20 protein-coding genes and 1 tRNA gene are annotated in these 20,194 nt (G+C 67.0%); 17 read left to right on the top strand and 4 right to left on the bottom strand.

Features of this window, described 5'->3' with window-relative positions; genetic code table 11:
* Window positions 1-199: 199 nt before the first annotated feature.
* The 4 genes from V2L32_RS17395 (at window position 200) to V2L32_RS17380 (ending at window position 3,444) form a co-directional block, all read left to right on the top strand.
* On the top strand, window positions 200-346 hold the full coding sequence (locus tag V2L32_RS17395) for a hypothetical protein (RefSeq protein WP_331233805.1): 147 nt from the start codon (window positions 200-202) through the stop codon (window positions 344-346).
* 4 nt (window positions 347-350) lie between these two features.
* Complete coding sequence (locus V2L32_RS17390; protein ID WP_331233804.1) at window positions 351-893, top strand: cupredoxin domain-containing protein; 543 nt, start codon at window positions 351-353, stop codon at window positions 891-893.
* Window positions 894-2,624, top strand: coding sequence for a cytochrome c oxidase subunit I (locus V2L32_RS17385; RefSeq protein ID WP_331233803.1), 1,731 nt, complete (start codon window positions 894-896; stop codon window positions 2,622-2,624).
* Between the two features lie 115 nt (window positions 2,625-2,739).
* Complete coding sequence (locus tag V2L32_RS17380) at window positions 2,740-3,444, top strand: hypothetical protein (protein ID WP_331233802.1); 705 nt, start codon at window positions 2,740-2,742, stop codon at window positions 3,442-3,444.
* Window positions 3,445-3,507: 63 nt separating this feature from the next.
* On the opposite strand, the gene V2L32_RS17375 is transcribed toward V2L32_RS17380, so the two are convergent.
* The gene (locus V2L32_RS17375) at window positions 3,508-5,955 is read right to left on the bottom strand and encodes a heavy metal translocating P-type ATPase (RefSeq protein ID WP_331233801.1); all 2,448 of its coding nucleotides are present in this window, start codon (window positions 5,953-5,955) and stop codon (window positions 3,508-3,510) included.
* Between the two features lie 319 nt (window positions 5,956-6,274).
* On the opposite strand from V2L32_RS17375, the gene V2L32_RS17370 reads away from it, so the two are divergent.
* The 8 genes from V2L32_RS17370 (at window position 6,275) to V2L32_RS17335 (ending at window position 12,051) form a co-directional block, all read left to right on the top strand.
* Complete coding sequence (locus tag V2L32_RS17370) at window positions 6,275-6,775, top strand: halocyanin domain-containing protein (RefSeq protein WP_331233800.1); 501 nt, start codon at window positions 6,275-6,277, stop codon at window positions 6,773-6,775.
* Window positions 6,776-7,496: 721 nt separating this feature from the next.
* A complete protein-coding gene (locus tag V2L32_RS17365; protein ID WP_331233799.1) occupies window positions 7,497-7,649 on the top strand; it encodes a hypothetical protein in 153 nt (50 codons plus the stop codon).
* A gap of 48 nt (window positions 7,650-7,697) precedes the next feature.
* Entirely contained in the window at window positions 7,698-8,318 is a 621-nt protein-coding gene (locus tag V2L32_RS17360) for an adenylate kinase (RefSeq protein WP_331233798.1), read from the top strand.
* A 50-nt stretch (window positions 8,319-8,368) separates the two neighbouring features.
* The gene (locus V2L32_RS17355) at window positions 8,369-9,301 is read left to right on the top strand and encodes a DUF106 domain-containing protein (protein WP_331233797.1); all 933 of its coding nucleotides are present in this window, start codon (window positions 8,369-8,371) and stop codon (window positions 9,299-9,301) included.
* A 61-nt stretch (window positions 9,302-9,362) separates the two neighbouring features.
* Window positions 9,363-9,941: a (d)CMP kinase gene (cmk, locus tag V2L32_RS17350; RefSeq protein ID WP_331233796.1), complete on the top strand. Its 579-nt coding sequence runs from the start codon at window positions 9,363-9,365 to the stop codon at window positions 9,939-9,941.
* The gene (locus V2L32_RS17345; protein ID WP_331233795.1) at window positions 9,942-10,811 is read left to right on the top strand and encodes an RNA-guided pseudouridylation complex pseudouridine synthase subunit Cbf5; all 870 of its coding nucleotides are present in this window, start codon (window positions 9,942-9,944) and stop codon (window positions 10,809-10,811) included.
* Window positions 10,812-10,858: 47 nt separating this feature from the next.
* On the top strand, window positions 10,859-11,932 hold the full coding sequence (locus V2L32_RS17340) for a succinylglutamate desuccinylase/aspartoacylase family protein (RefSeq protein ID WP_331233794.1): 1,074 nt from the start codon (window positions 10,859-10,861) through the stop codon (window positions 11,930-11,932).
* Window positions 11,933-11,980: 48 nt separating this feature from the next.
* Window positions 11,981-12,051 (top strand) — tRNA-Pro (locus V2L32_RS17335).
* 246 nt (window positions 12,052-12,297) lie between these two features.
* Here the strand turns inward: V2L32_RS17335 and V2L32_RS17330 are convergent.
* Both V2L32_RS17330 and V2L32_RS17325 read right to left on the bottom strand, forming a co-directional pair.
* On the bottom strand, window positions 12,298-12,972 hold the full coding sequence (locus tag V2L32_RS17330) for a helix-turn-helix domain-containing protein (protein ID WP_331233793.1): 675 nt from the start codon (window positions 12,970-12,972) through the stop codon (window positions 12,298-12,300).
* Between the two features lie 45 nt (window positions 12,973-13,017).
* Window positions 13,018-15,078, bottom strand: a complete 2,061-nt coding sequence (locus tag V2L32_RS17325; RefSeq protein ID WP_331233792.1) for a cation:proton antiporter — start codon at window positions 15,076-15,078, stop codon at window positions 13,018-13,020.
* Between the two features lie 262 nt (window positions 15,079-15,340).
* On the opposite strand from V2L32_RS17325, the gene V2L32_RS17320 reads away from it, so the two are divergent.
* Complete coding sequence (locus tag V2L32_RS17320; protein WP_331233791.1) at window positions 15,341-15,502, top strand: hypothetical protein; 162 nt, start codon at window positions 15,341-15,343, stop codon at window positions 15,500-15,502.
* A gap of 90 nt (window positions 15,503-15,592) precedes the next feature.
* Window positions 15,593-15,919 carry a hypothetical protein gene (locus tag V2L32_RS17315; protein ID WP_331233790.1) on the top strand — a complete coding sequence of 109 codons (327 nt, stop codon included), beginning with the start codon at window positions 15,593-15,595 and terminating at the stop codon, window positions 15,917-15,919.
* Between the two features lie 7 nt (window positions 15,920-15,926).
* On the opposite strand, the gene ilvD is transcribed toward V2L32_RS17315, so the two are convergent.
* The gene (gene ilvD, locus V2L32_RS17310) at window positions 15,927-17,660 is read right to left on the bottom strand and encodes a dihydroxy-acid dehydratase (protein WP_331233789.1); all 1,734 of its coding nucleotides are present in this window, start codon (window positions 17,658-17,660) and stop codon (window positions 15,927-15,929) included.
* A gap of 179 nt (window positions 17,661-17,839) precedes the next feature.
* On the opposite strand from ilvD, the gene V2L32_RS17305 reads away from it, so the two are divergent.
* Genes V2L32_RS17305 through V2L32_RS17295 form a run of 3 tightly spaced genes read left to right on the top strand, consistent with a single transcriptional unit; the run spans window position 17,840 to window position 20,173 of the window.
* On the top strand, window positions 17,840-18,295 hold the full coding sequence (locus tag V2L32_RS17305; protein WP_331233788.1) for a hypothetical protein: 456 nt from the start codon (window positions 17,840-17,842) through the stop codon (window positions 18,293-18,295).
* Window positions 18,292-19,161, top strand: coding sequence for a dihydrodipicolinate synthase family protein (locus V2L32_RS17300; RefSeq protein WP_331233787.1), 870 nt, complete (start codon window positions 18,292-18,294; stop codon window positions 19,159-19,161). The genes V2L32_RS17305 and V2L32_RS17300 overlap by 4 nt, the downstream gene beginning before the upstream one ends.
* Window positions 19,162-19,207: 46 nt before the next feature.
* Window positions 19,208-20,173 (top strand): beta-ribofuranosylaminobenzene 5'-phosphate synthase family protein, encoded by a 966-nt coding sequence (locus V2L32_RS17295; RefSeq protein ID WP_331233786.1) that lies wholly within the window; start codon window positions 19,208-19,210, stop codon window positions 20,171-20,173.
* The last annotated feature ends 21 nt before the right edge of the window (window positions 20,174-20,194 follow it).

Here is a 20,194-nt window from a genome sequence, read left to right as displayed (position 1 = left end):
GATTCGATTCTCCTCGTCGATCCGAGTACGTCTGACGTCGACTGATGAGGGGCCGTCGCGGTTTCGGACGGTACGGATACGGAGTCGACGGGGCACTGCGGAGAGTCGAAGACCGTCGTTCACCGATCCCGCCTCTTCCGGGCGAACACCATCGGGGAAACTATTTTAAGAGAGCCCGTCCCAGTGTTGCCCATCCTTCATGAAAGAATCGAACAGAGACGACGTGCCCACGATGCAGTTGCTGTACGACCGGATCTGGTTGCTAGCCGCCCTCGCACTGCTGTTTTTCGCCCTGTCGTACGTGGGCTGGGGCGTGATCGACATCTTCTCCGCGCCACCGGGGTGATCCGATGGCAGGACCACTCGGACCGCCGGACGAGAACTGGTGGGACCATCCGATCAACCGCCGCGAGGGTATCTGGCTGGGGATCGCCGGCGCCTGGTCGCTCGGTATCTTCGCCTGGATGGCCGGGTTCACGCAGTTCGGCGATCAGAACCCGATCGGGGACACCTACGAGGTGACACCGGAGGAGTATCGGGCGAAGGTCGACGAGTACAAGGAGGCCGCCGAGGAGGGTGAGGACGGGATCGTACCGCCGGGCGACGACGTCTTCATCGCCGGCGGGCGGTTCTTCTGGGACGGACTCCCGGTCGAACTTGAGGTCGATAGGGAGTACGACGTCCACCTCGGGGCGTACGACGTCCAGCACGGCTTCTCCGTCAGACCCGAACACTCGCTGAGCCAGCAGATCAACTTACAGATCTTCCCGGACCGGGAGTGGGTCGTCCCGATGACGTTCGAGGAACCCGGCAGCTACCGGGTCATCTGTAACGAGTTCTGTGGGCCGGGACACAACAGCATGCAGGAACGGTTCGTCGTGAGGGAGCCGTAGATGAGCGGAACGCTTCGCGACCTCTTCGAGAACGAGTACGACCGGGAGGGCTTCCGGACGTGTTCGGTCACCGGACTCGAGATCCACCGATCGGCCGAGGTGTTCGTCAAACTGTTCGGGCTGACGGCCGTGATCGCGCTCGTCGTCGGCGGTATCTTCGCGACGACCGTCGCGCTGACCCGCTGGGAGCTGATCGGCCTGATCGGCGAGTTCGACGGCTACTACGTCCACCTCAGCCTCCACGCGTGGAACATCCTCATCTTCTGGATGGTGTTCATGGAGATCGCGATCCTCTACGTCGGCGGTCCGATGGTGCTCGGTCGCCGGCTCCCCATCACGAAGGTGGCCGGACTCGGGTGGGCGACGATGGTCGTCGGTGCGATCGGGGTGAACGTCTCGATCTGGCGGATGGGGCCGACCGGCGACGCGCCGCTGCTCACGGCGTACGTCCCCCTCGAGGTGTCCCAGTGGTTCTACGCGAGCGCGATCGTCTTCCTGCTCGGAGCGACGATCGCCGCGCTCCCCTTCTTCCTGACGATCTGGAGGGAGACGCGCCAGTCGTCGGGATCGCTGCCGCTGGTCACCTTCGGGGCGTTCATCACGAGCATCATCGCCTTCGAGGCGATCCTGGGCGGGTTGGCCGCGTTCGGCTACGCGCTCTCCTGGAGGATCGGCCTCATCGGCTCGATCGACGTCGGGCTCTACCGTCACCTCTACTGGATCGTCGGCCACGGCACACAGCAGATCAACCTCGTGGCGATGGTCACCGTCTGGTACTTCCTCACGCACGTCGTCGGCGGTGCCGTCGTCGTCTCGGAGAAGGTCTCGCGGACGGCGTTCATCCTCTACCTCTTTTTCATCAACCTGGGCGCAGCACACCACCTCATGGTCGATCCCGGTCTCTCGGTCGGCTGGCGGGTCTGGAACACCTCCTACGCGTTCTACGGGGCAGCGTTCGCGAGTCTCATCCACGCCTTCGCGATCCCCGCCGGCCTCGAAGCCGGGCGACGCCGACGCGGGCTCGGCGGCGGGCTCTTCGGCTGGCTGACCGGCGCACCGTGGCGAAACCCGGTGTTCTCGTCGGTGATCTTCAGCATCATCCTGTTCGGGTTCGTCGGCGGGATCACTGGCGTCCTGATGGGACAGATCCAGCTCAACATGACCTGGCACAACACGTTCGCGACGGTCGGCCACTTCCACGGGACCGTCGCGCTCGGGACGACGCTCGCGTTCATGGGGCTGATATTCTTCGTCATCAAGACGATGTTCCGCCGCGACTTCGTCTCGGATCGGTTGGCGTCGGCGATCCCGTACGCGTACGCCGGTGCCTTCGGGATCGCGGTCATGATGATGATCTACGCGGGGATCCTCTACGGCGTCCCGCGGCGGACCTCGAGCGTCGTCGAGGAGATCCCGGGGACCACGTTCAGCCTCTCGGCGGCGGCCCCGTTCATGAACGTCTTCGGTATCTTCGCGGTGCTGGCCATCCTGGCGGGCGTCCTGTTCGTCCTGGTCGCGGTCGGTTCGATCCTCTTCGGCGAGCCACTCGCGGACGGCGACGACGGTGGACTGCTCCCCGAGGGCGAGTTCAGGACCGACGGTGGCGAGTCGATCCACGCCATCGACATGCGGGGGACGTTCGGGATCTGCCTGATCTTCATGGCCACGTTCGTGCTGCTGTACGTCCTCAACTGGTTCCTGTTGACCCAGCTCTGGTCGATCGGCCAGTGACCCCGTCGAGACCCGACGTCGACCCACAGTCAAACCACAGTCGAACCGGGTCCGATTCCACCACGATGGTACGCGCCCCCAACACTAAACAACCGCAGCGGGAACGTGTAGACGGATGAAGAAGCCGGCCACCGTCGACGGACCGTCCGAGACGCTCCGGTGGTATCTCACGCAGATGTGGCGGGACATGCTGAGCGTCTACTACGCCAACACGCCCGTGTGGCGGTGGCTGAAAAGCGGCGCCCTCCTCTTTCTCGGACTGTGCGCCTGGGCGGGTGGAGCCGTCCTGCTGTCGGTCCGACCGGACTGGACGTTCCTCTACTTCGTGATGGCCTACGGCTTCCTGCTGTTGTTCTGGGGGCCGCTCACGCACTTCGTGATCGTTCCGCTGGTCCTCGAACTCCGTCGGAGCGCGAACAGCCCGTTCGTCCGGACGCTGGCTCGAAACGGCGGGAAGATCAACCTCTCCGTCTTCTTCACGCTGGTGATCGTGCTGGCGCTCTCAACACCGGGGTTCATGCTCCTCGACTTCGGCTCCGTCGGTTCGGACGAGGGCGGGGACGTCCGTGGCGAACTCCGGTGTGAGGGACCGGTCGACGACCTCGTGACCTGCGAGGTCCACGACACCCGGCACGTCGATCACGTGGTGGCGATAGTGGAGGGGGAGGTGATCGCGGAGGCCGACGAACCACCGTACCGTTTCGAAGTCGGGACCGATCAGCTCAGGGAGACGGAGGCGGGCTACCAGTTCGCCGTCGAGTACCGGGACGAGGACGGAGACACGCTCCGTCGACAGATCACGAGCGTCCGCGAGTCGTAGCTCACCCACCACGGAAACCCGTAGAATCCCCCGACCCGTCCGGCCGATCCGGCTCCGTGCCACCTAGCGGATCACGGAACGGCGGGAGTTCGTCACCACGATCAGGCTGCTGAGCGCCATCGCGACGGCCGCGAAGAACGGGTTGATCAACCCGACGACGGCCAGTGGAATCGCGATCGCGTTGTACAGCAACGCCCAGGCGATGTTCTCGCGAATACGTCGACGGGTCCCGCGAGCGAGGTCGAACACCGTGGCGACCCGCTCGAGGTCGTTGTCGACGATGACGGCGTCGCCCGCGTCCGAGGCGTCGGCGGTGCCGCCTCCCATCGCGATCCCGAGGTCGGCTGCGGCGAGCGCGGGGGCGTCGTTGGTCCCGTCACCGATCATTACGGTGGTGCCGCTCGCCCCGAAGCCGCTCACCGCCTCGGCCTTGCCGCCGGGCGGAACGCCGGTGAAGACGTGATCGACCGCTGGGTGGCTCGCGAACTCCTCCGTCGCCGACGAGTCGTCCCCGGTGAGGATGACGACCTCGCGTTCGGTGAAGCCGTCGAGGACCGCCGACCACGTCTCCCGGGCACGATCGACGACCTCGACGACGCCACGGGCTCTTCCCGCCCAGCCGACGACGATCGGGAGCGAGCCACCGACGCGAACCCGTTCGATCGACGACTCCAGGTGCTCGTCGATCGAGCCGACCTCGGCTCGCACGAGGTCGGGTGTACCGACCACGACACGGGTGCCGGAGACGAAGCCCGACACGCCGGCGCCGGGATGGGTCCGAAAGCCGCACACCGACGCCAGCGTATCGTCCGAGGGGTGCGGTAGTTCCGCCGGGGTTCCCCAGGTGTCTTCAGGCCGTGTGCCGCCGTCCGTTCGCGCGGTCCCGGGCGATTCGCTCGTGCAGTCGTTCGCCGAGAGGATCGCCTCCGCGACCGGATGTGTCGCGAGCCGTTCGACCGCGGCGGCCAGCCGGAGCGTTCGATCGTCGCCGACGACCGACGCAACCGCCATCTCGCCGCTGGTCAGGGTCCCGGTCTTGTCGAAGATCAGGACGTCGGCGTCCGGTGCCCGCTCGAACACGACCTCGTTCGTCACCACGATCCCCCGATCGAGGGCGTCCCGGATCCCGCCGGAGATCGCAAGCGGCGTTGCGAGCCCCATCGCACACGGACACGAGACGAGCAGGACCGTAAGCCCCGCCAGCAACGCCCCTGCTACGGGGACGCCCGTGACGAGTTGCCAGACGGTCACGGCAGTCCCGAGCACCAGTACCGCCGGCACGAAGATCGTCGCGAGCGCGTCGGCGAACCGCTGGGACCCCCCGGACCCGCTCTGGATCCCCCACATCGACTCGGCGATTCGATCGATCGTGCTGGTCGCTTCCGGTCCCACCTCGACGGTGATCGTCCCGTCGAGAACCGTCGCCCCGCCGACGACCGGATCGCCGACCGCTCTGGTCGCCGGGAGCGACTCCCCGGTGAGCACCGACTCGTCGACGTCCGCTCGGCCCTGGACGACTCGCCCGTCCAGCGGGACGCTCTCGCCGGGTGAGACGAGGACGCCGTCGCCAGGTCGAAGCCGGTCCACCGGAACGCGCTCTCGGCCGTTCTCGAGCAGCCGGGTCGTCTCGTTGACGCGAGCACTCGCGATAGACGACAGGCGATCCGTCGCATCGAGTCGCAACCGACCCTCGACGTACCGTCCGAGGGTGACGACCATTATCACCATGACAGTGACGTCGAAGTACAGGTGCGTCCGACCGAGCGCCAGCGCCACGACACTGTAGACGTAGGCGGCGAGGGCCGCGACACTGACGAGCAGGTCCATGTTCGGCTGGCGAGTGCGAACGCTCACCCAGGCGCCCCGGAGGACGGGATAGCCGGTGTAGACGAGCACGACGGTGCTCAGGACCCCGATCACGACGAGAGGGAAGTAGATACCGACGGTCGTCGTCCTCCCCATCTCCAGCAGGCCGTCGCCGATCCCGAGGTACTGTGGGTACAGGTAGAAGAAATACCACGGCATGACGAGCATTGTGAGGAAGCCGCCGACGATCAGCCGCTGTGCGGTCGCTCGCTGTCGTCGCTGTCTCGCGTCCGCGCCCCACCCCTCGTTCCGAGGCCGGACGGTGTAGCCCGATCCCGAGAGACGGTCGACCAACTCCTCCTCGGACAGCCGATCGGAATCGTAGTGGACGCGGGCGGACTCGAGACCGTAGTTCGCGTCGACACGGTAGACGCCCTCGGTCCGTTCCCCCTGGAAGCGAAGGAATGCCTCACAGGTGGTACAGTGCATCCCGTCGACGGCGAAGTAGGCGACGCTCGCGTCCGCTGGAACCGTCTCCTCGTCTTCTTTGCCTTTCCCGTCGCCCTCAAGGACCTCGACGCCGTCGAGATCGTCGATCGTGGCCGCGACCTGGCGACAGCCCCCACAGCAGAACCGCCCCGACCCGTCCGCTCCGGTGATCGGAGACGACGCGACGGGTAACCCACACAGGTCACAGCCCTCCATGAGGACAGTCTACCCACCCACACGTAGATAAGGGTACTGACGGTTTCGCTCGACTTTCGGCGTTCTCGGGACCACGAACGACCTCACAACGCGGTTTCGATACGAACCCTCGTCCAGTAACGGTGCTACGACGATCTAATCGTCGAGAGAGAAGTTCCGGATCCTGCTTATAGTATCGCTCGAGGCCCTGCTGAGCTGTCGAGCCGTCCCCCTCTACACCGTTCAGACCGGACGAATTCGAGTTAGAGCAGCGACGCAACGACGGGTTCGATAGCTGTCAGCGGAACACTATTGCAGACGGGAATCCATCGCCCCAACGATGACGAACCGAAACGCGGACTGGATCGGCCGTCGGTCGTTCACGATCACGCTCGCGGGTGCGCTCGCGGCCGGCCTCGCCGGGTGTGCGGACGACGACGATGGGGACGGAAACGGAGACGACGGCGACGAGAACGGTGGGGGCGAGTACGTCGAGGACGAACCGGAGTACGACGACTGGTTCGACGACGTCGACACCTACGAGGGGACCCTCGACATGACCGGCGAGGAGGAGGTGACGGTGATGAACGGCGCGGGCGAGACGGGGATGCGGTTCGACCCGCCGGCGATCCTCGTCGACGCCGGAACGACTGTCGTCTGGGAGTGGACCGGCGAGGGCGGCTCGCACGACGTCACCCACGCCGACGGCGAGTTCCAGAGCGACACGCAAGACGGCGAGGGTGAAACCTTCGAACACACGTTCGAAGACGACGGCATCCACCGGTACTACTGCACGCCACACCAGGCGAACGGACAGAAAGGCGCCGTCGTTGTCCAGTGATCGAGTGGCGCACGAACACGGGAGAGGTGAGATGATGGGGGATCAGATCCGCTCACGGCTTCGGAGACGTGCGTTACGCGACGGAGAGATCCGATACGATGCACGTACCGCTCCTCGGTGGGAAATCCAAATCTGCTAACGAGGTCGAGATATGCCGTTTCGGCACGACCAACCCGGAACTACCGACGGTGAGCTTCCCCACCACCTCTCTGTATGATCGGACTGGTTCGGTGGATCCTCACTCTCCCGTAGTAGCGAACCGAGAGTGCTGGACGACCTCTCCCGAAGACGGGAACCGGGATGGCACCGGTCTAACCCGGGGGCAACGGCCGGTCACCACGGGGCGAAAGGGGTGAACCCGCGTAGCGAGAACGTCGATCGACGAGACCGGCCAAAAAGCTCATTAAACTGAGGATATTCGAATGGGATAGCCTGCTCGGGTAGACCAACTACCGTAGATCACCGTTACGCCCCGTGATCTGTGCCTCTGGCATCCCGTGACCTACCCGTTCAGGTGATCTTTCACTCACACTAGACATTTGACGTGCTCGTGATCAGCGACGAAGCTGGCATCGACCTGATAGAACATCGACCGATTCGGGACTACGCGATCTGGGGTACTCGTCCCGTCCGTTACACACCACCTAACGACGATATACCCGTGACAAAACCTCTCCGGTAGCCAGAACTGTTATAGGGAGCTACCGAGTACGCCTGACCGATGACCCTCGTGACCCGCCTCCGATCCGCGCTCTCCGACGCGAGTGGGGAGCCCTTCTCGGAGTGTCGTGACTGTGGGACGACGACCGAAGCGGACGAACGCGCCTGTCCGGTCTGTGGCTCGATCGAGATCGCCCGCTACGACCTGAAGTAGATCGGGGGATTTCCGTACGGTTTTAGGGTCGGCCCGAATTATGCATCTATGGAGCAGCCGAACATCCTGATCCTCGGTCCGCCGGGCGCTGGCAAGGGCACACAGAGCACGCGACTCGCCGCCGAGTACGACGTCGATCACGTCTCGACGGGCGACATGCTCAGACAGAACAAGGAGATGGAGACGCCCTACGGCACCCCGGGCGAGTACATGGACGCGGGCGAACTCGTCCCAGACGAGGTGATGGAGGCGGTCGTCGAGGAGGCGCTCGGCAACGCGGAGGGGTTCGTTCTCGACGGCTACCCCCGGACCGACGACCAGGCGGCCTTTCTCGCCGGGATCGCCGACCTCGACGTGATCTTGCACCTGGAGGTCGACCGCGAGGAGCTCGTCCGTCGGCTGACCGGCCGCCGGGTCGATCCGGAGACGGGCGAGAACTACCACGTCGAGTTCGACATGCCGGAAGAGGAGGCGGTGGCCGACCGGCTGATCCAGCGCGAGGACGATCGGGAGGACGTCGTGCGCGAGCGACTGCGCGTGTTCGAGGAGAACACGGCGCCGGTGATCGAGTTCTACAGCGACCGCGAGGAGTTCGTCACCGTCGACGGCGAGGGCTCACCGGAGGTGGTCTGGGAGCGGATCCGCGACGCGGTCGAGTCCACGGCGTGAGAATGCGGGAACTGAAAGGTTGATACGGGGTCGCGTCCACCTCCCGAGTAATGGGACGGACAGCGGAGAAGGCGACGACCCTCATGGAGGAGGACGAGGCGATGGCCGACGCTCTCGCGACGGTGTTGCGCGCCGCCGACGAGAGCGGGGAGGTCGCCTGGGTCGACGTGAAGGCCGAGATCACGAGCGGGCAGTGGGGTCGGATCATCCAGACGGGGATCCTGACCGAGGGATCGGAGGGGTTCGTCGTGCGCGACGTCGATGAGGTCCGAACCGCGGTTGAGGAGTCGGGGCTCACCTCTCAGTCGACGACCGCACGCGAGGCCGAGGAGGCCTCGCGAGACGACGAGGAGGACACCAGCTGGACCCAGTGGGACAAGGCGGCGGGGCTCGCCACCGTCCTGCTGTTCGTCGGCTACTGGTGGAACCCGGCGCGCGACCTCGTCGGCGGGACGATGGACACCCTGATCGGGCCGATCGACGCCGTCGTCCCCTTCTACGCGACGATCCTCGTCCTCGCGCTGGTCACCGGCCTCTACTCCGCGCTCTTGCAGGCGAACCTGATGGACACCTCGGTGATGGGCGAACACCAGGAGAAGATGAAGGCACTCCAGGAACGGCGGAAGAAGGCCAAAGAGCGCGAGGACGACGAGGAACTCGATCGGATCCAGGAGGAGCAGATGGAGATGATGGGCGACCAGATCGACGTGTTCAAGGCCCAGTTCCGGCCGATGGTCTGGATCATGCTCTTCACCATCCCCGTCTTCCTCTGGCTCTACTGGCGGGTGTTCGACAACCCGGGGGGGCTCACCGAGGCCGGCCAGATCGTCTTCCCGATCGCGGGCGAACTTGAGAACGGCTGGCGGACCGGCGTGATCGGGCCGATGCAGGCGTGGATCGTCTGGTACGTCGTCTGCTCGATCGCGTTCGCGCAGGTCGTACGGAAGACGCTCAACATCAACCTCACCCCGACGGGCACCTGATTTTCCCCGGGGGCCACCACCGGATCACAACCCCTTTCACTCGGTTCGACGGAGTGAAGACATGTTACTGACCGTCTCCGGCCCCGCTGGGAGCGGGAAGAGCACCGCCGCGGCCGGGCTCGCCGACTCGCTCGGCTACGAGCACGTGAGCGGCGGGGACATCTTTCGGGAGCTGGCCGCAGAGCGCGGGCTCTCGCTGATCGAGTTCAACCGTCTGGCCGAGAACGAGGACTCGATCGACCGCGATCTGGACAGGCGACTCAGAGAGACCGCACGCGATCGGGACGACCTCGTCCTCGAAGCGAGGCTCTCGGGGTGGATGGCCGGGGAGTACGCCGACCTGCGGATCTGGCTCGACGCGCCGCTGTCGGTTCGAGCCGCACGGGTCGCTGATCGGGAGGAGAAGACCCCGGAGGAAGCGAGAGAGGAGTCGGTCACTCGCGCAGAAAGCGAGGCACGACGCTACCGGGAGTACTACGGGATCGAGATCACCGACCTCTCGATCTACGATTTAGTAGTGAACACCTCGCGCTGGAGCGTCGAGGCCGAAGTCGACCTGCTCGCGGCGGCCGCGCGAACGTACGACCCGGAGACGGACGAGGGGCCGTTCCCGGTCGAGGGCGTCCGCTACGAGTTCTAAATGCTCAGACCACCGCCCGAGGAGCGGTCGACCGACGATCTGCGGACGTTCGGGGTCGTGAACCTCGACAAGCCGCCGGGTCCGAGTTCGCACCAGGTCGCCGCCTGGGTTCGCGATCTGACAGGAGTGGGCCGGGCCGCCCACGCGGGGACGCTCGACCCGAAGGTCACCGGCTGTCTGCCCGTCCTCACCGGCGACGCGACCAGGCTCTCTCAGGTCTTCCTCGAAGGGGGAAAGGAGTACGTCGCCGTGCTCGAACTGCACGGACACGCGCCGGCGAACCTCGAACGGGTACTCTCGGAGTTCGAGGGCGAGCTCTACCAGAAACCGCCGCGAAAGAGCGCGGTCTCCCGACGACTGCGGACCAGGGAGATCTACGCCCTCGACCTGCTGGATCTCGAAGAGCGACGCGCGCTCCTCCGGATCCACTGTGAGAGCGGGACCTACGTCAGGAAGCTCTGTCACGACATGGGCCTCGCGCTCGGGACGGGCGCACACATGGGCGATCTCAGACGAACCGGGACCGATCCGTTCGACGACTCGGACCTCGTGACGCTTCACGACCTGACCGACGCGCTCGCGTTCGCCGAGGAGGGCGAGGAAGAACCGCTGCGGGAGGTCCTCCGACCGGCCGAAGAGGCACTCATCCACCTCCCCCGTCTCACCATCGCCGAGAGCGCCGCCCGGGAAGTGGCCGAGGGCGCGCCAGTCTACGCGCCGGGCGTCCTCGACAGCGAGGTCGGTCCGGAGGGCGAGCCGCTGGCCGCCTGTTACACCCCGAACGGGTCTGTCGTCTGTCTCGGACGGGTCGTGGGCGACCCGGACGCGGAGCGGGGGACGGTCGTCGACCTCGAACGGGTGCTCGTGTAGACTGCCGGCGCACGGACGTACTTCACCCGCGGGAACGCTCTCCCCACATGGAGATCGGAACGGCACACGCGAACCGAGGCGAGCGTTCGACCGGCACCCTCGAGGTCACGGAACTCCCCACGGGTGGTCCGGAGCGAGTCCCCATCGGGATCGTCGCCGGCGAGACCGGGGGGCCGACGCTGTGGGTGACGGCAGCGATCCACGGCGACGAGGTGACCGCGCTCGCGGTCGCCCAGGACGCCTTCACAACGCTCGACCCGGCATCGATCCGCGGCACGCTCGTCTGTATGCCGACGACGAACCCGGCCGGGCTCAGACGGAACGAACGGACCTCCTACTACCACGACGACGACCCGAACCGCTTTTTCCCCGACGCCGATCACGACTCCGCGCGCCCGCCGCGCGTGCAGGAGGTGATCGACCGACGGCTCTCCGACGCGATCACGGCGTCCGCCGACGCGCTCCTCGACCTCCACACTGCGCAGGTCGGCTCGGTCCCGTTCACGATCCGCGACCGGGTGCTCTACGGCGAGAGACGGTCGAAATCGGAGGCGGAGGCGCTCGCGACCGACCTCGACCGGCTCGCGGAGGCGTTCGGTCTCCCGGTCGTCACCGAGTACGCAGCCGAGGAGTACGTCGAGGAAGGGCTGCACCGCTCGACTGCGGGGTCGGTGCTCAACGGGGCCGGTATCCCCGCGATCACGCCCGAACTCGGCGGACACTCCGTCGTCGACGAGGATACCCGGACCGCCGGTCTCGCTGGCGTGTTCAGAACGCTCGTCGAACTCGACATGCTCGATTCCGTCCCCGAACCGGTCTCGACGGCCGATCCGGGCTATAGCCCTCCCGTCGACTTCCCGGTCAGACGGGCGGTCGGGCCGCACGCCGATCGGGCGGGAATCGTCCGACACCGTGTCGAGCCCGGTGAGGCGATCGGGATCGGAGAAACCGTCGCCGAGGTCGTGAGCCCGCACGGCGAGGTCCTCTCGGCGGTCGAGAGCAGGCACGAGGGATACGTCCTCGCCCGAAAGGAGGGCGTCGCTGTCTACGAGAACGACCCGCTCTACAGCCTCGCGGTGCGCGACAACGAAGAGCTCGTGGTCCCCCGACCCGAGGACTGACCGGCGAAACGAAGGGCTTAACTCCGGAACGGGCTTCGGTGGAGACGCGGGGCCGTGGGGTAGTGGTATCCTCTGCGCATGGGGTGCGTAGGACCCGAGTTCGACTCTCGGCGGCCCCATCCGATTTTGCGACGAACGAACGAGCAGTAAATCGGTGACGAGCCGAGCGTCGAGCAGACCAGTCGCAGCCCGCGCAACGAAGTGGAGCGAAGTGAGCAGGAACGTCTGGGCGAGTTCGACGCTCGGCGTCCCACGCGCACTTCGTTCGCGTGGGGCTCGTCACGAGCGGAGCGAAGTGACGGCGGCCCCATTTTCGCGTGGCGAGCACGTTCGCGAGCCGCGACTTTACCGGGGGTCTCCCCTCTTCAGTAGCGCAGTTCCTGTTCCCTGCCCGCGCCGCCGATCAGGATCGTGTTCTCGTTGAGACTCCGCTGAGCTCGTCTGAGCCGTTCGGAGAGCGACTGGTGACTGATCCCCATCTCCGAGGCGAGTTCCTCGAGCGAGGTCGACCGGGGGACGTCGAAGTAGCCGCGCTCGGTCGCCTCGACGAGGGCGCTGTACTGTTCTTCGCTCAGCCCGAACCGGCCCTCGCGGTCGTCGTCGAGCTTGTACACCTTCGTCACGTCGAAGGCGAGCCCCGCGTCCCGCGCGAAGTCGTGGGTGGCCGAGAGCGCAGAGTGATCGGGAAAGAGCACGCGGAAGTGCCAGCGGTCGTCCCTTCCGGAGGCCGTCAGGACCGTCCCCTCCTCCTCGGTGAGGATGTGGACGATCACGAGAACGTCCTCGATCCACTCCATGCGATAGAGCCGTTCGTCCTCTAAGTCCGCGATCACCTCGTGATCGGCGATCGTTCGGTCCTCCGCGAGCGCCCTCTCGATCGCGTCGAGATCGTCGGCGCTGATCCAGACGAACGGCATCAGTCGGTCCCGGTCGTGTGCGACGACGCGTTCGACCTCGAACTCGGCGTCGGGAACCTCTCCTCTCGTCTCCGAGAGGGCGAACTCCTCGGACGCGACGTCGAACTCCGCGATGGTGGCCATGGTGGCCACACGAACGCCACCCGGTTAAACGCGGTCGTCGCCGGCTCAGCTGAGCTGGAGGAACCGCCGGTCGTCCGCACGCGCGCCGCTCGCCGGGTAGACGACGACGAAATCGCCGTCGACGAGCGTCGAGATGCTCTTCGGCAGCGTCTGGAGCTGGGGGTGCCAGCCCATCGCGTCACGGCGAGCGCTCACGCAGACGACGAGATCCCGTTTCCGGACGTCGTCCCTGAGCAGCGCGAGCAGGCCCGCCCAGTCGGGGACGCCCTGGACCTCGGTCGGGACCTCGGGTTCGACCGCGGCGAGCAGTCGGTCGAACTCCTCATCTCCCTCCGAGACGGGCACAGCGAGGAGGGCCGCGCCGGTGGCCTCGGCGATCCGGTTGACGGTGTGGATCGCCTCCGGGAAGCCCGCGTTGTGCTCGATCTCCGGGGGAAGCAGCACCACGATCCGATCCGTGGTGTTGAGCGGCTCTCTCACCCGGGCGACGAGAACGAGCTGTTTCGTCCGTCGGAGCACCTGATCGATCACGTCGCCGAAGACGCGCTGGCGACGCGAGCGGGCGCCGTCCCACCCGATCACGACGGTCGTGATGCGGTTTTCGACCGCCGCACGGACGATGCCCGAGGCGACGTTGTAGTCTACCCTCGTCTGGCCCTCGACGGCCACCTCGGCGCCCGAGGCGTACCGTCCGAGGCGCGAGAGCCGTTCTTCGGCGTCCGCGACGTCGCGTTCCGCGTCCTCGCCGGGTCTCACCACCGAGAGCGTCCGGATCGGCTCCTCCGTGCGGGGGTTGCGAACGAGCAAGGCCACGTCGAGCAGCCGTTCTGCGTGGTCGGCGGCCGACGAGACCGGGACGAGGAGCCGCTGTGGTGCCTCGCTCGGATCGTACGGGGCGCGTTCGCGCTCGCTCGCGATCCCCCGTCCGGCACGCTCCATCGCAGCGGGGCTCACCAGGCTGACGACGAGGATCATCAGGACGACGCCGTTGATCATGGTCTGGTCGAAGCCGGGGACGCCCGCGTCGAAGCCGATACCGACGATGGCGAGGGCCGCCGCGGCCTGGCCCACCGAGAGCGCGAAGATCCCCAGCACTTCGTCGGAGCTGTAGCCGTAGATCCGGCCGGTGAGCCACGCCGCCGCGACCTTCGTCACGATCACCATGACGATCAGCGACCCGCCGATGACGACCGAGGCCGAACTCTCGGTGACCACGCGCACGTCGACGAGCATCCCGACCGAGAGCAAGAAGAAGGGGATGAACAGCGCGTTGCCGACGAACTCGATCCGGTTCATCAGCGGGCCGGTCTCGGGGATCAGCCGGTTGAGCACCAGTCCGGCGAGGAACGCTCCGATGATGTGCTCGACGCCGACGAGTTCGGCGAGAAACGCACAGGCGAACAGCACCACCATCACGAAGAGGAACTCGAAGTAGCTCTCCTCGTTGAGCGTCCGGAAGAACCACGCGCCGATCCGCGGCACCACGATCCAGACCCCCACGAAGAAGAGCGCGAGTCCTATCGCGAGTCGACCTCCGAACGCCGCGTCGAGGACGCCCGCCTCGGCGGCGATCACCACGGCGAGCACGAGCAACGCGAGCGTGTCAGTGAGGATCGTCCCGCCGATGGTGGTCATCACGGCTTCGTTCTTCGCCAGCCCGAGACGGTTCACTATCGGATAGGCGAGCAGCGTGTGCGAGGCGAAGATCGAGGCGAACAGCAGGGCCGCCGGGACCGTCAGACCAAGCAGATAGACGCCGACGACGGTCCCGACGCCCTGCGGGACGACGAACGAGAGCAGGCCGAAGACGACGCTCCTGTCCGTGTTCTCGACGAACCGGTTGAGGTTGATCTCCAGGCCGGCGACGAACATCAGGTAGATCAGGCCGACCTCGCCAAGCAGCTGGATCGTGGCGTCGCGTTCGAGCAGTCCCAGTCCGTTGGGGCCGATCGCCGCCCCGACGAGGATGATCCCGACGATCCCGGGCAGGCGATACCGCGCGAGTACCAGCGGCGCGGTGAGGAAGACGACCATCGCCAGTCCGAAGATCAGGATCGGGTCCTCGAACGGTGGCGACAGCACTCCCTCGGCGACGAACGGTATCATCCGACCCCGCTCGCTGCCGAATCGCGCCCCGGAGTAGCGTGAGGACCCGCCGATCCACGAGCCCACTCCCTCCGTCGATCACCCGTCACGGTCGCGGGATCGCCGTGCGTCCGAATAAAAGTACACGATCGTCGAACTTCCATCCGGACGGCCGTGATCGTTCGACGGGGCCGAGAGTACGAGTCGGCGATCGCCGGATTCGGGTCCACGAACGTCCCTCTCAGGCAGTTCCGTTAAGCAACCCGGAGCCTCAGGGACACGCATGGACAAGCGTCGGATCGCCTACAGCGTGCTCCTGCTCGGCGTCGTGTTCGTCGGGATGATCCACACGATCGCCGACCTGACGTTCGGAACCGGGCTCTCGGGGGTCGGGATCGCCGCGATCGTCCTCGCGCTGGCGGGGCTCGTGGTCGTAAACCGGTGAGGGCCCGGACGGCCCTCTACGGGTCGCGTTCGTTCCCGTCCTCGTGGAGGTGGCCGACCCAGGTTCTCGCGACCGGCACACCGGTCACCTGTGATACGGTCGTGTCATCGGTCGGATTTCTCGGGCCGTGCTCTCGACGCTGCTCGCGTCCTCTCGCTCGTCGATCTCGGAGTCGTCGGTCTCGTCTGGATCTTCGACCCGGAGCGCTCTCACCGGCTGTGGAACCCACTCCAGGTCCGCCGCGTCGAACTGACGCAGACGGGACGTGACCTCTCGGTCGTCGGTGGGACCTCCCTCGTTCTGGTCGGGTTCGCGGCGATCGGTGCCCTCCTCTCGCCGTCGTTCGCGGGGCTTTACGCGGTGACAGTCCTCGTGGGCTCGGCCTACGCCTACCGGAGGACTGACGATTCGCGCTGAGGGGCGACTACTCGCGTTTCACGCCCGGGTTGGTGACCGCGCCGTTCGCTGCCGAGTCGAACAGCGTCCCGTACTTCGCGAGTACACCACCGGTGTACGTCGGCTCCGGACGCTCCCAGGCCGCTCGCCGTTCGTCCAGTTCTTCGTCCGTGAGATCGACCGAGAGCGTCCTCTCGGGTATATCCACCGTCACCTCGTCGCCGTCTTCCAGCAGGGCGATCGGGCCGCCGACGCTCGCCTCCGGCGCGACGTGGCCGATCATCGGCCCGCGAGTCGCCCCCGAGAAGCGGCCGTCGGTCACCATCGCGACGTCGTCCTCGTGGCCCTGGCCGACGACGGCGGCGGTGACGCCGAGCATCTCTCGCATCCCCGGCCCACCCTGCGGCCCCTCGTTCCTGATGACGAGGACGTCGCCCGCTTCGATCTCTCCTTCCTGCACGTAGGCCATCGCCTCCTCCTCGCGCTCGAAGATCCGCGCCGGGCCGACGTGGTGTTTCGCGTCCTTCGCGGTGACCTTGAGCACCGCGCCGTCCGGCGCGAGGTTCCCCTTCAGGATCCGAATCGCCCCCTCCGCGTCGAAGGGATCGGAGACGGGTCTGACGAGTTCCGGATCGACCTCCTCGTCCGAGGGGAGGTCGAGTTCTTCCAGTTCCTCAGCGATCGTCCTCCCCGTCACCGTCATCGCGTCGCCGTGGAACAGCCCAGCCTCCAGCAGCCGCCGGATCACGACCGGCACCCCGCCCTGCTCGTGGAGGTCGGTCATCACCTTCGAGCCCCCTGGCTGGAGGTTCGCGATCTTCGGCGTGCGCTTCGATATCTCGTCGAACTCGTCGATCCTGAGGTCGACCCCCGCCTCGGCCGCCATCGCGAGCAGGTGGAGCACGCCGTTGGTCGACCCCCCGAGGGCGACCTGGATCGCGATCGCGTTCTCGAAGCTCGCCTTCGAGACGATATCGGAGGGTCTCCTGTCCGCCTCGATGCAGTCGAGGACGAGTTCCCCCGCCTCTCGTGCGACCTCGTAGCGCGAGTCGTCCTCGGCGGGTGGGGAGGCGCTTCCGAGCGGGGCGAGGCCGATCGCCTCCGAGATCGAGGCCATCGTGTTCGCGGTGAACATCCCGCCGCAGGAGCCCGCGCCGGGACAGGCGTGCCGCTCGAGGTCGTCCAGTTCCTCCTCGCTCATCTCGCCCTGCGAGTAGGCCCCGACGCCCTCGAAGACGTTCTGGATCGTGACGTCGCGTCCCTCGTGTTCGCCCGGCATGATCGAGCCGCCGTAGAGGAAGACGGAGGGTAGGTCCGTCCGTATCGCGGCCATCATCATCCCCGGGAGGTTCTTGTCACAGCCCGCGACGGTGACGAGCGCGTCGAGACGCTCGCCGAAGGCGACGAGTTCGACCGAATCCGCGATCAGCTCCCGCGAGATCAGCGACGCCTTCATCCCCTCGGTGCCCATCGAGATCGCGTCGCTGATCACGACCGTCCCGAACTCGATCGGCATCCCTCCCGAGCCGTCCACGCCTTCGATCGCCGCCTCCGCGACGTCGTCGAGGTGGACGTTACAGGGGGTGACGTCCGCAGCGGGGTTCGCCACGCCGACCATCGGCGAGGCGAGGTCCTCGTCGTCAAAGCCCATCGCCCTGAACATCGCGCGGTGTGGGGCGCGTTCCGGTCCCTCGGTGACCTCGCGGCTCCTGAGTCGCTCGTCTTTCTCCCGCTTCGCACGCTCCTGCGGTGCGTTACTCATACCCAACGGCACCGACTTCGCGGGCTTATACCTGCCGATGGCGGGAGTACACTCCCGCGCGGACACCGACCGTTCTCGGAACCCGCTCGAGGGCCAGTCACGAACGGACTCCTCGCCACTCGATACTCGATCGCCGTGACCGCGACCGATACGGGCCTTCTCGACCGAGATCGAGTCTGGTGGACCCCGCTCCGGATAACGGGTTCGAACTGCCGGTGAGGGCGACGGAACTGAAACCGCCCGATCGACGTTCGGCCGCCGTCGTGACCGCGTGTCCCGTCGGGACCGCCGTCACTGCCGTCCTACTGGCGGCCGGCCCGCGGATATCACCGGCAGAACTGCTGACCGGTGCCCTCGTCCACGACGCGCTCGGGATCTCCTTCGTCGCGTTCACGTTGCGGACACTCTGGGTGCGGGCCGGTTCCGAGCCGGGTACGGTCCTCTCGAACGGGCGGCCGGATTTCCTCACGCGACGTATGCTTCACCACGAACTCCGCCACCTGAGGAGGGGACGGATGGGCAGCCGAGTGATCGTGGAACTGTCGGTCCGCCCGGCCGACGATCACAGCGATCCCGTTCGAGCGATTGCCAGCAGCCCACAGTATTTGGTGCTCGGCACGAACGACGACGTATGACCCTCACCGACGCGCTCACCGGAATCAGCTGTCCGATCGTCACCCCGTTCTCGGGCACCGAGGTCGACGTCGACTCGCTCGACGCGCTGCTCGATCACCTCCAGTCGGGCGGGATCGACGGCCTCGTCCCCTGCGGGACGACCGGCGAGTTCGCGAGCCTCACGCGCGAAGAGCGCGCACACGTGATCGAGCGGACGGTGGCGGGCTCGTCGGTGCCCGTGATCGCAGGGGCTGCATCGCCGAGCGTGGAGGAGACGAACCGACTCGTCGCCGACGCGGCGGAGGTGGGAGCCGACGCCGCGCTCGTCACCGCGCCGTACTTCCACACGGCGAGCGGACCGGACGGCAACCGGCGATTTCTCGAACCGATCGCCGAGGAGTCGCCGCTCCCGCTGGTGCTCTACAACATCCCACAGTGTGTCGGGACGCGGATCGAGCCAGAGACCGTGGCGGCACTTGCCGGCCACGACTCCGTCGTCGGCCTCAAGGACTCCTCGGGGGACCTCGAGTACCTCCTCACGCTCGTTCGTGAGACGCCCGAGGAGTTCCTCGTCACCCAGGGCTACGACTCGCTGCTGGTGCCGGCGCTCCGGATGGGCGTCGACGGCGGGATCAACGCGCTCTCGAACGCGGTGCCCGAGACGCTCGCGGAGGCGGTCGCCGATCCGTCCGGCGACCGCGGCGACGAACTGCACGAGGCGATAGCGGGGCTCTTTTCGGCCGTCGCACCCCACGGCTTCGCCCCGGGGACGAAGGCCGCGCTGGGCCACCGCGGGATCATCGAATCGACAGCGGTCCGCCCACCGCTCGCCGAGGCCGACGACCCGGCGGTCGGCGAGGCGGTCGATCTCGCAGAGTCGGTGTAGTTGCCGCCGTCGAAACCGGCTTTCGGACGAGCCACCACACCTCGGTATGGCCCGGGTCACCGTCGGCGCTCGCCTCCACTTCGGCTTCCAGAACCTCTCGCTCGCCCACGAACGCCTCTACGGCGGGGTCGGCGTCGCCCTCTCCGAGCCCTCGCTCTCCGTCGCCGCCGATCCTGCCGAAGGGCTTTCGACCCCCGACCCGCTCGCGGAGCGCTACGCCCGGCGCAGCCTTCGAGCACTCGACCTCTCCGGTGTCTCGGTATCAGTCGAGCGGTGGCTCCCGAGACACGTCGGCCTGGGGAGCGGGACACAGCTCGCGCTCGCCGTCTATGCGGCGGTCGCGGCGGCGTACGACCGGGAGGTTGACGTCAGGGAGGCGGCTCCCGCCCTCGGACGGGGCGGGCGGAGCGGCGTCGGCGTTGCAACGTTCGAGTCCGGAGGGTTCGTGACCGACGTCGGTCACCCGACGACGCGGTTCACCTCCGCCCCACCCGGCGAGGGCGACTGGCGGGTGCCCGCGGTCCTCGCCCGTCACGACGTCCCGGAGAGGTGGCGCTTCCTCCTCGTGATCCCCGAGGGCCGCGGCGAACACGGCGAGAGCGAGGACGCGAGCATGCGTTCGGTGGTCGAGCGCGCGAGCCCCGGGATCGGCGAGGAGATCGCGGGTATCCTCACCCGGCGGCTCCTCCCGGCGATCGCGGAGGGCGACCTCCCGACCTTCGGGCGGGCGGTCTCGTCGATCGGTCGGCTCAACGGCGCCTGGTACGCCGACGAACAGGGTGGGGTCTACAGACCGCCGGTGGGAGGGATAGTTCGCGCGCTCGACGGCTCACCCTCGGTCGACGGTGCGGGACAGTCCTCGTGGGGGCCGTGTGTCTACGCCGTCACCGACAGCGAGCGAGCGGAGGCGGCACGAGCGGCCGGCGAACGGGCGCTCGAATCGGCCAACGTCGACGGGAGCGTCCGGGTCGTCCGCGCGAGAAACGAGGGGGCACGGATCGAACGGTCGTAACGGCTACCCCGCTCGACCGCG

Source organism: Halalkalicoccus sp. CGA53, assembly GCF_036429475.1.
GTDB lineage: Archaea > Halobacteriota > Halobacteria > Halobacteriales > Halalkalicoccaceae > Natronorarus > Natronorarus salvus.
This window is presented reverse-complemented; position numbering and strand designations above follow the sequence as displayed.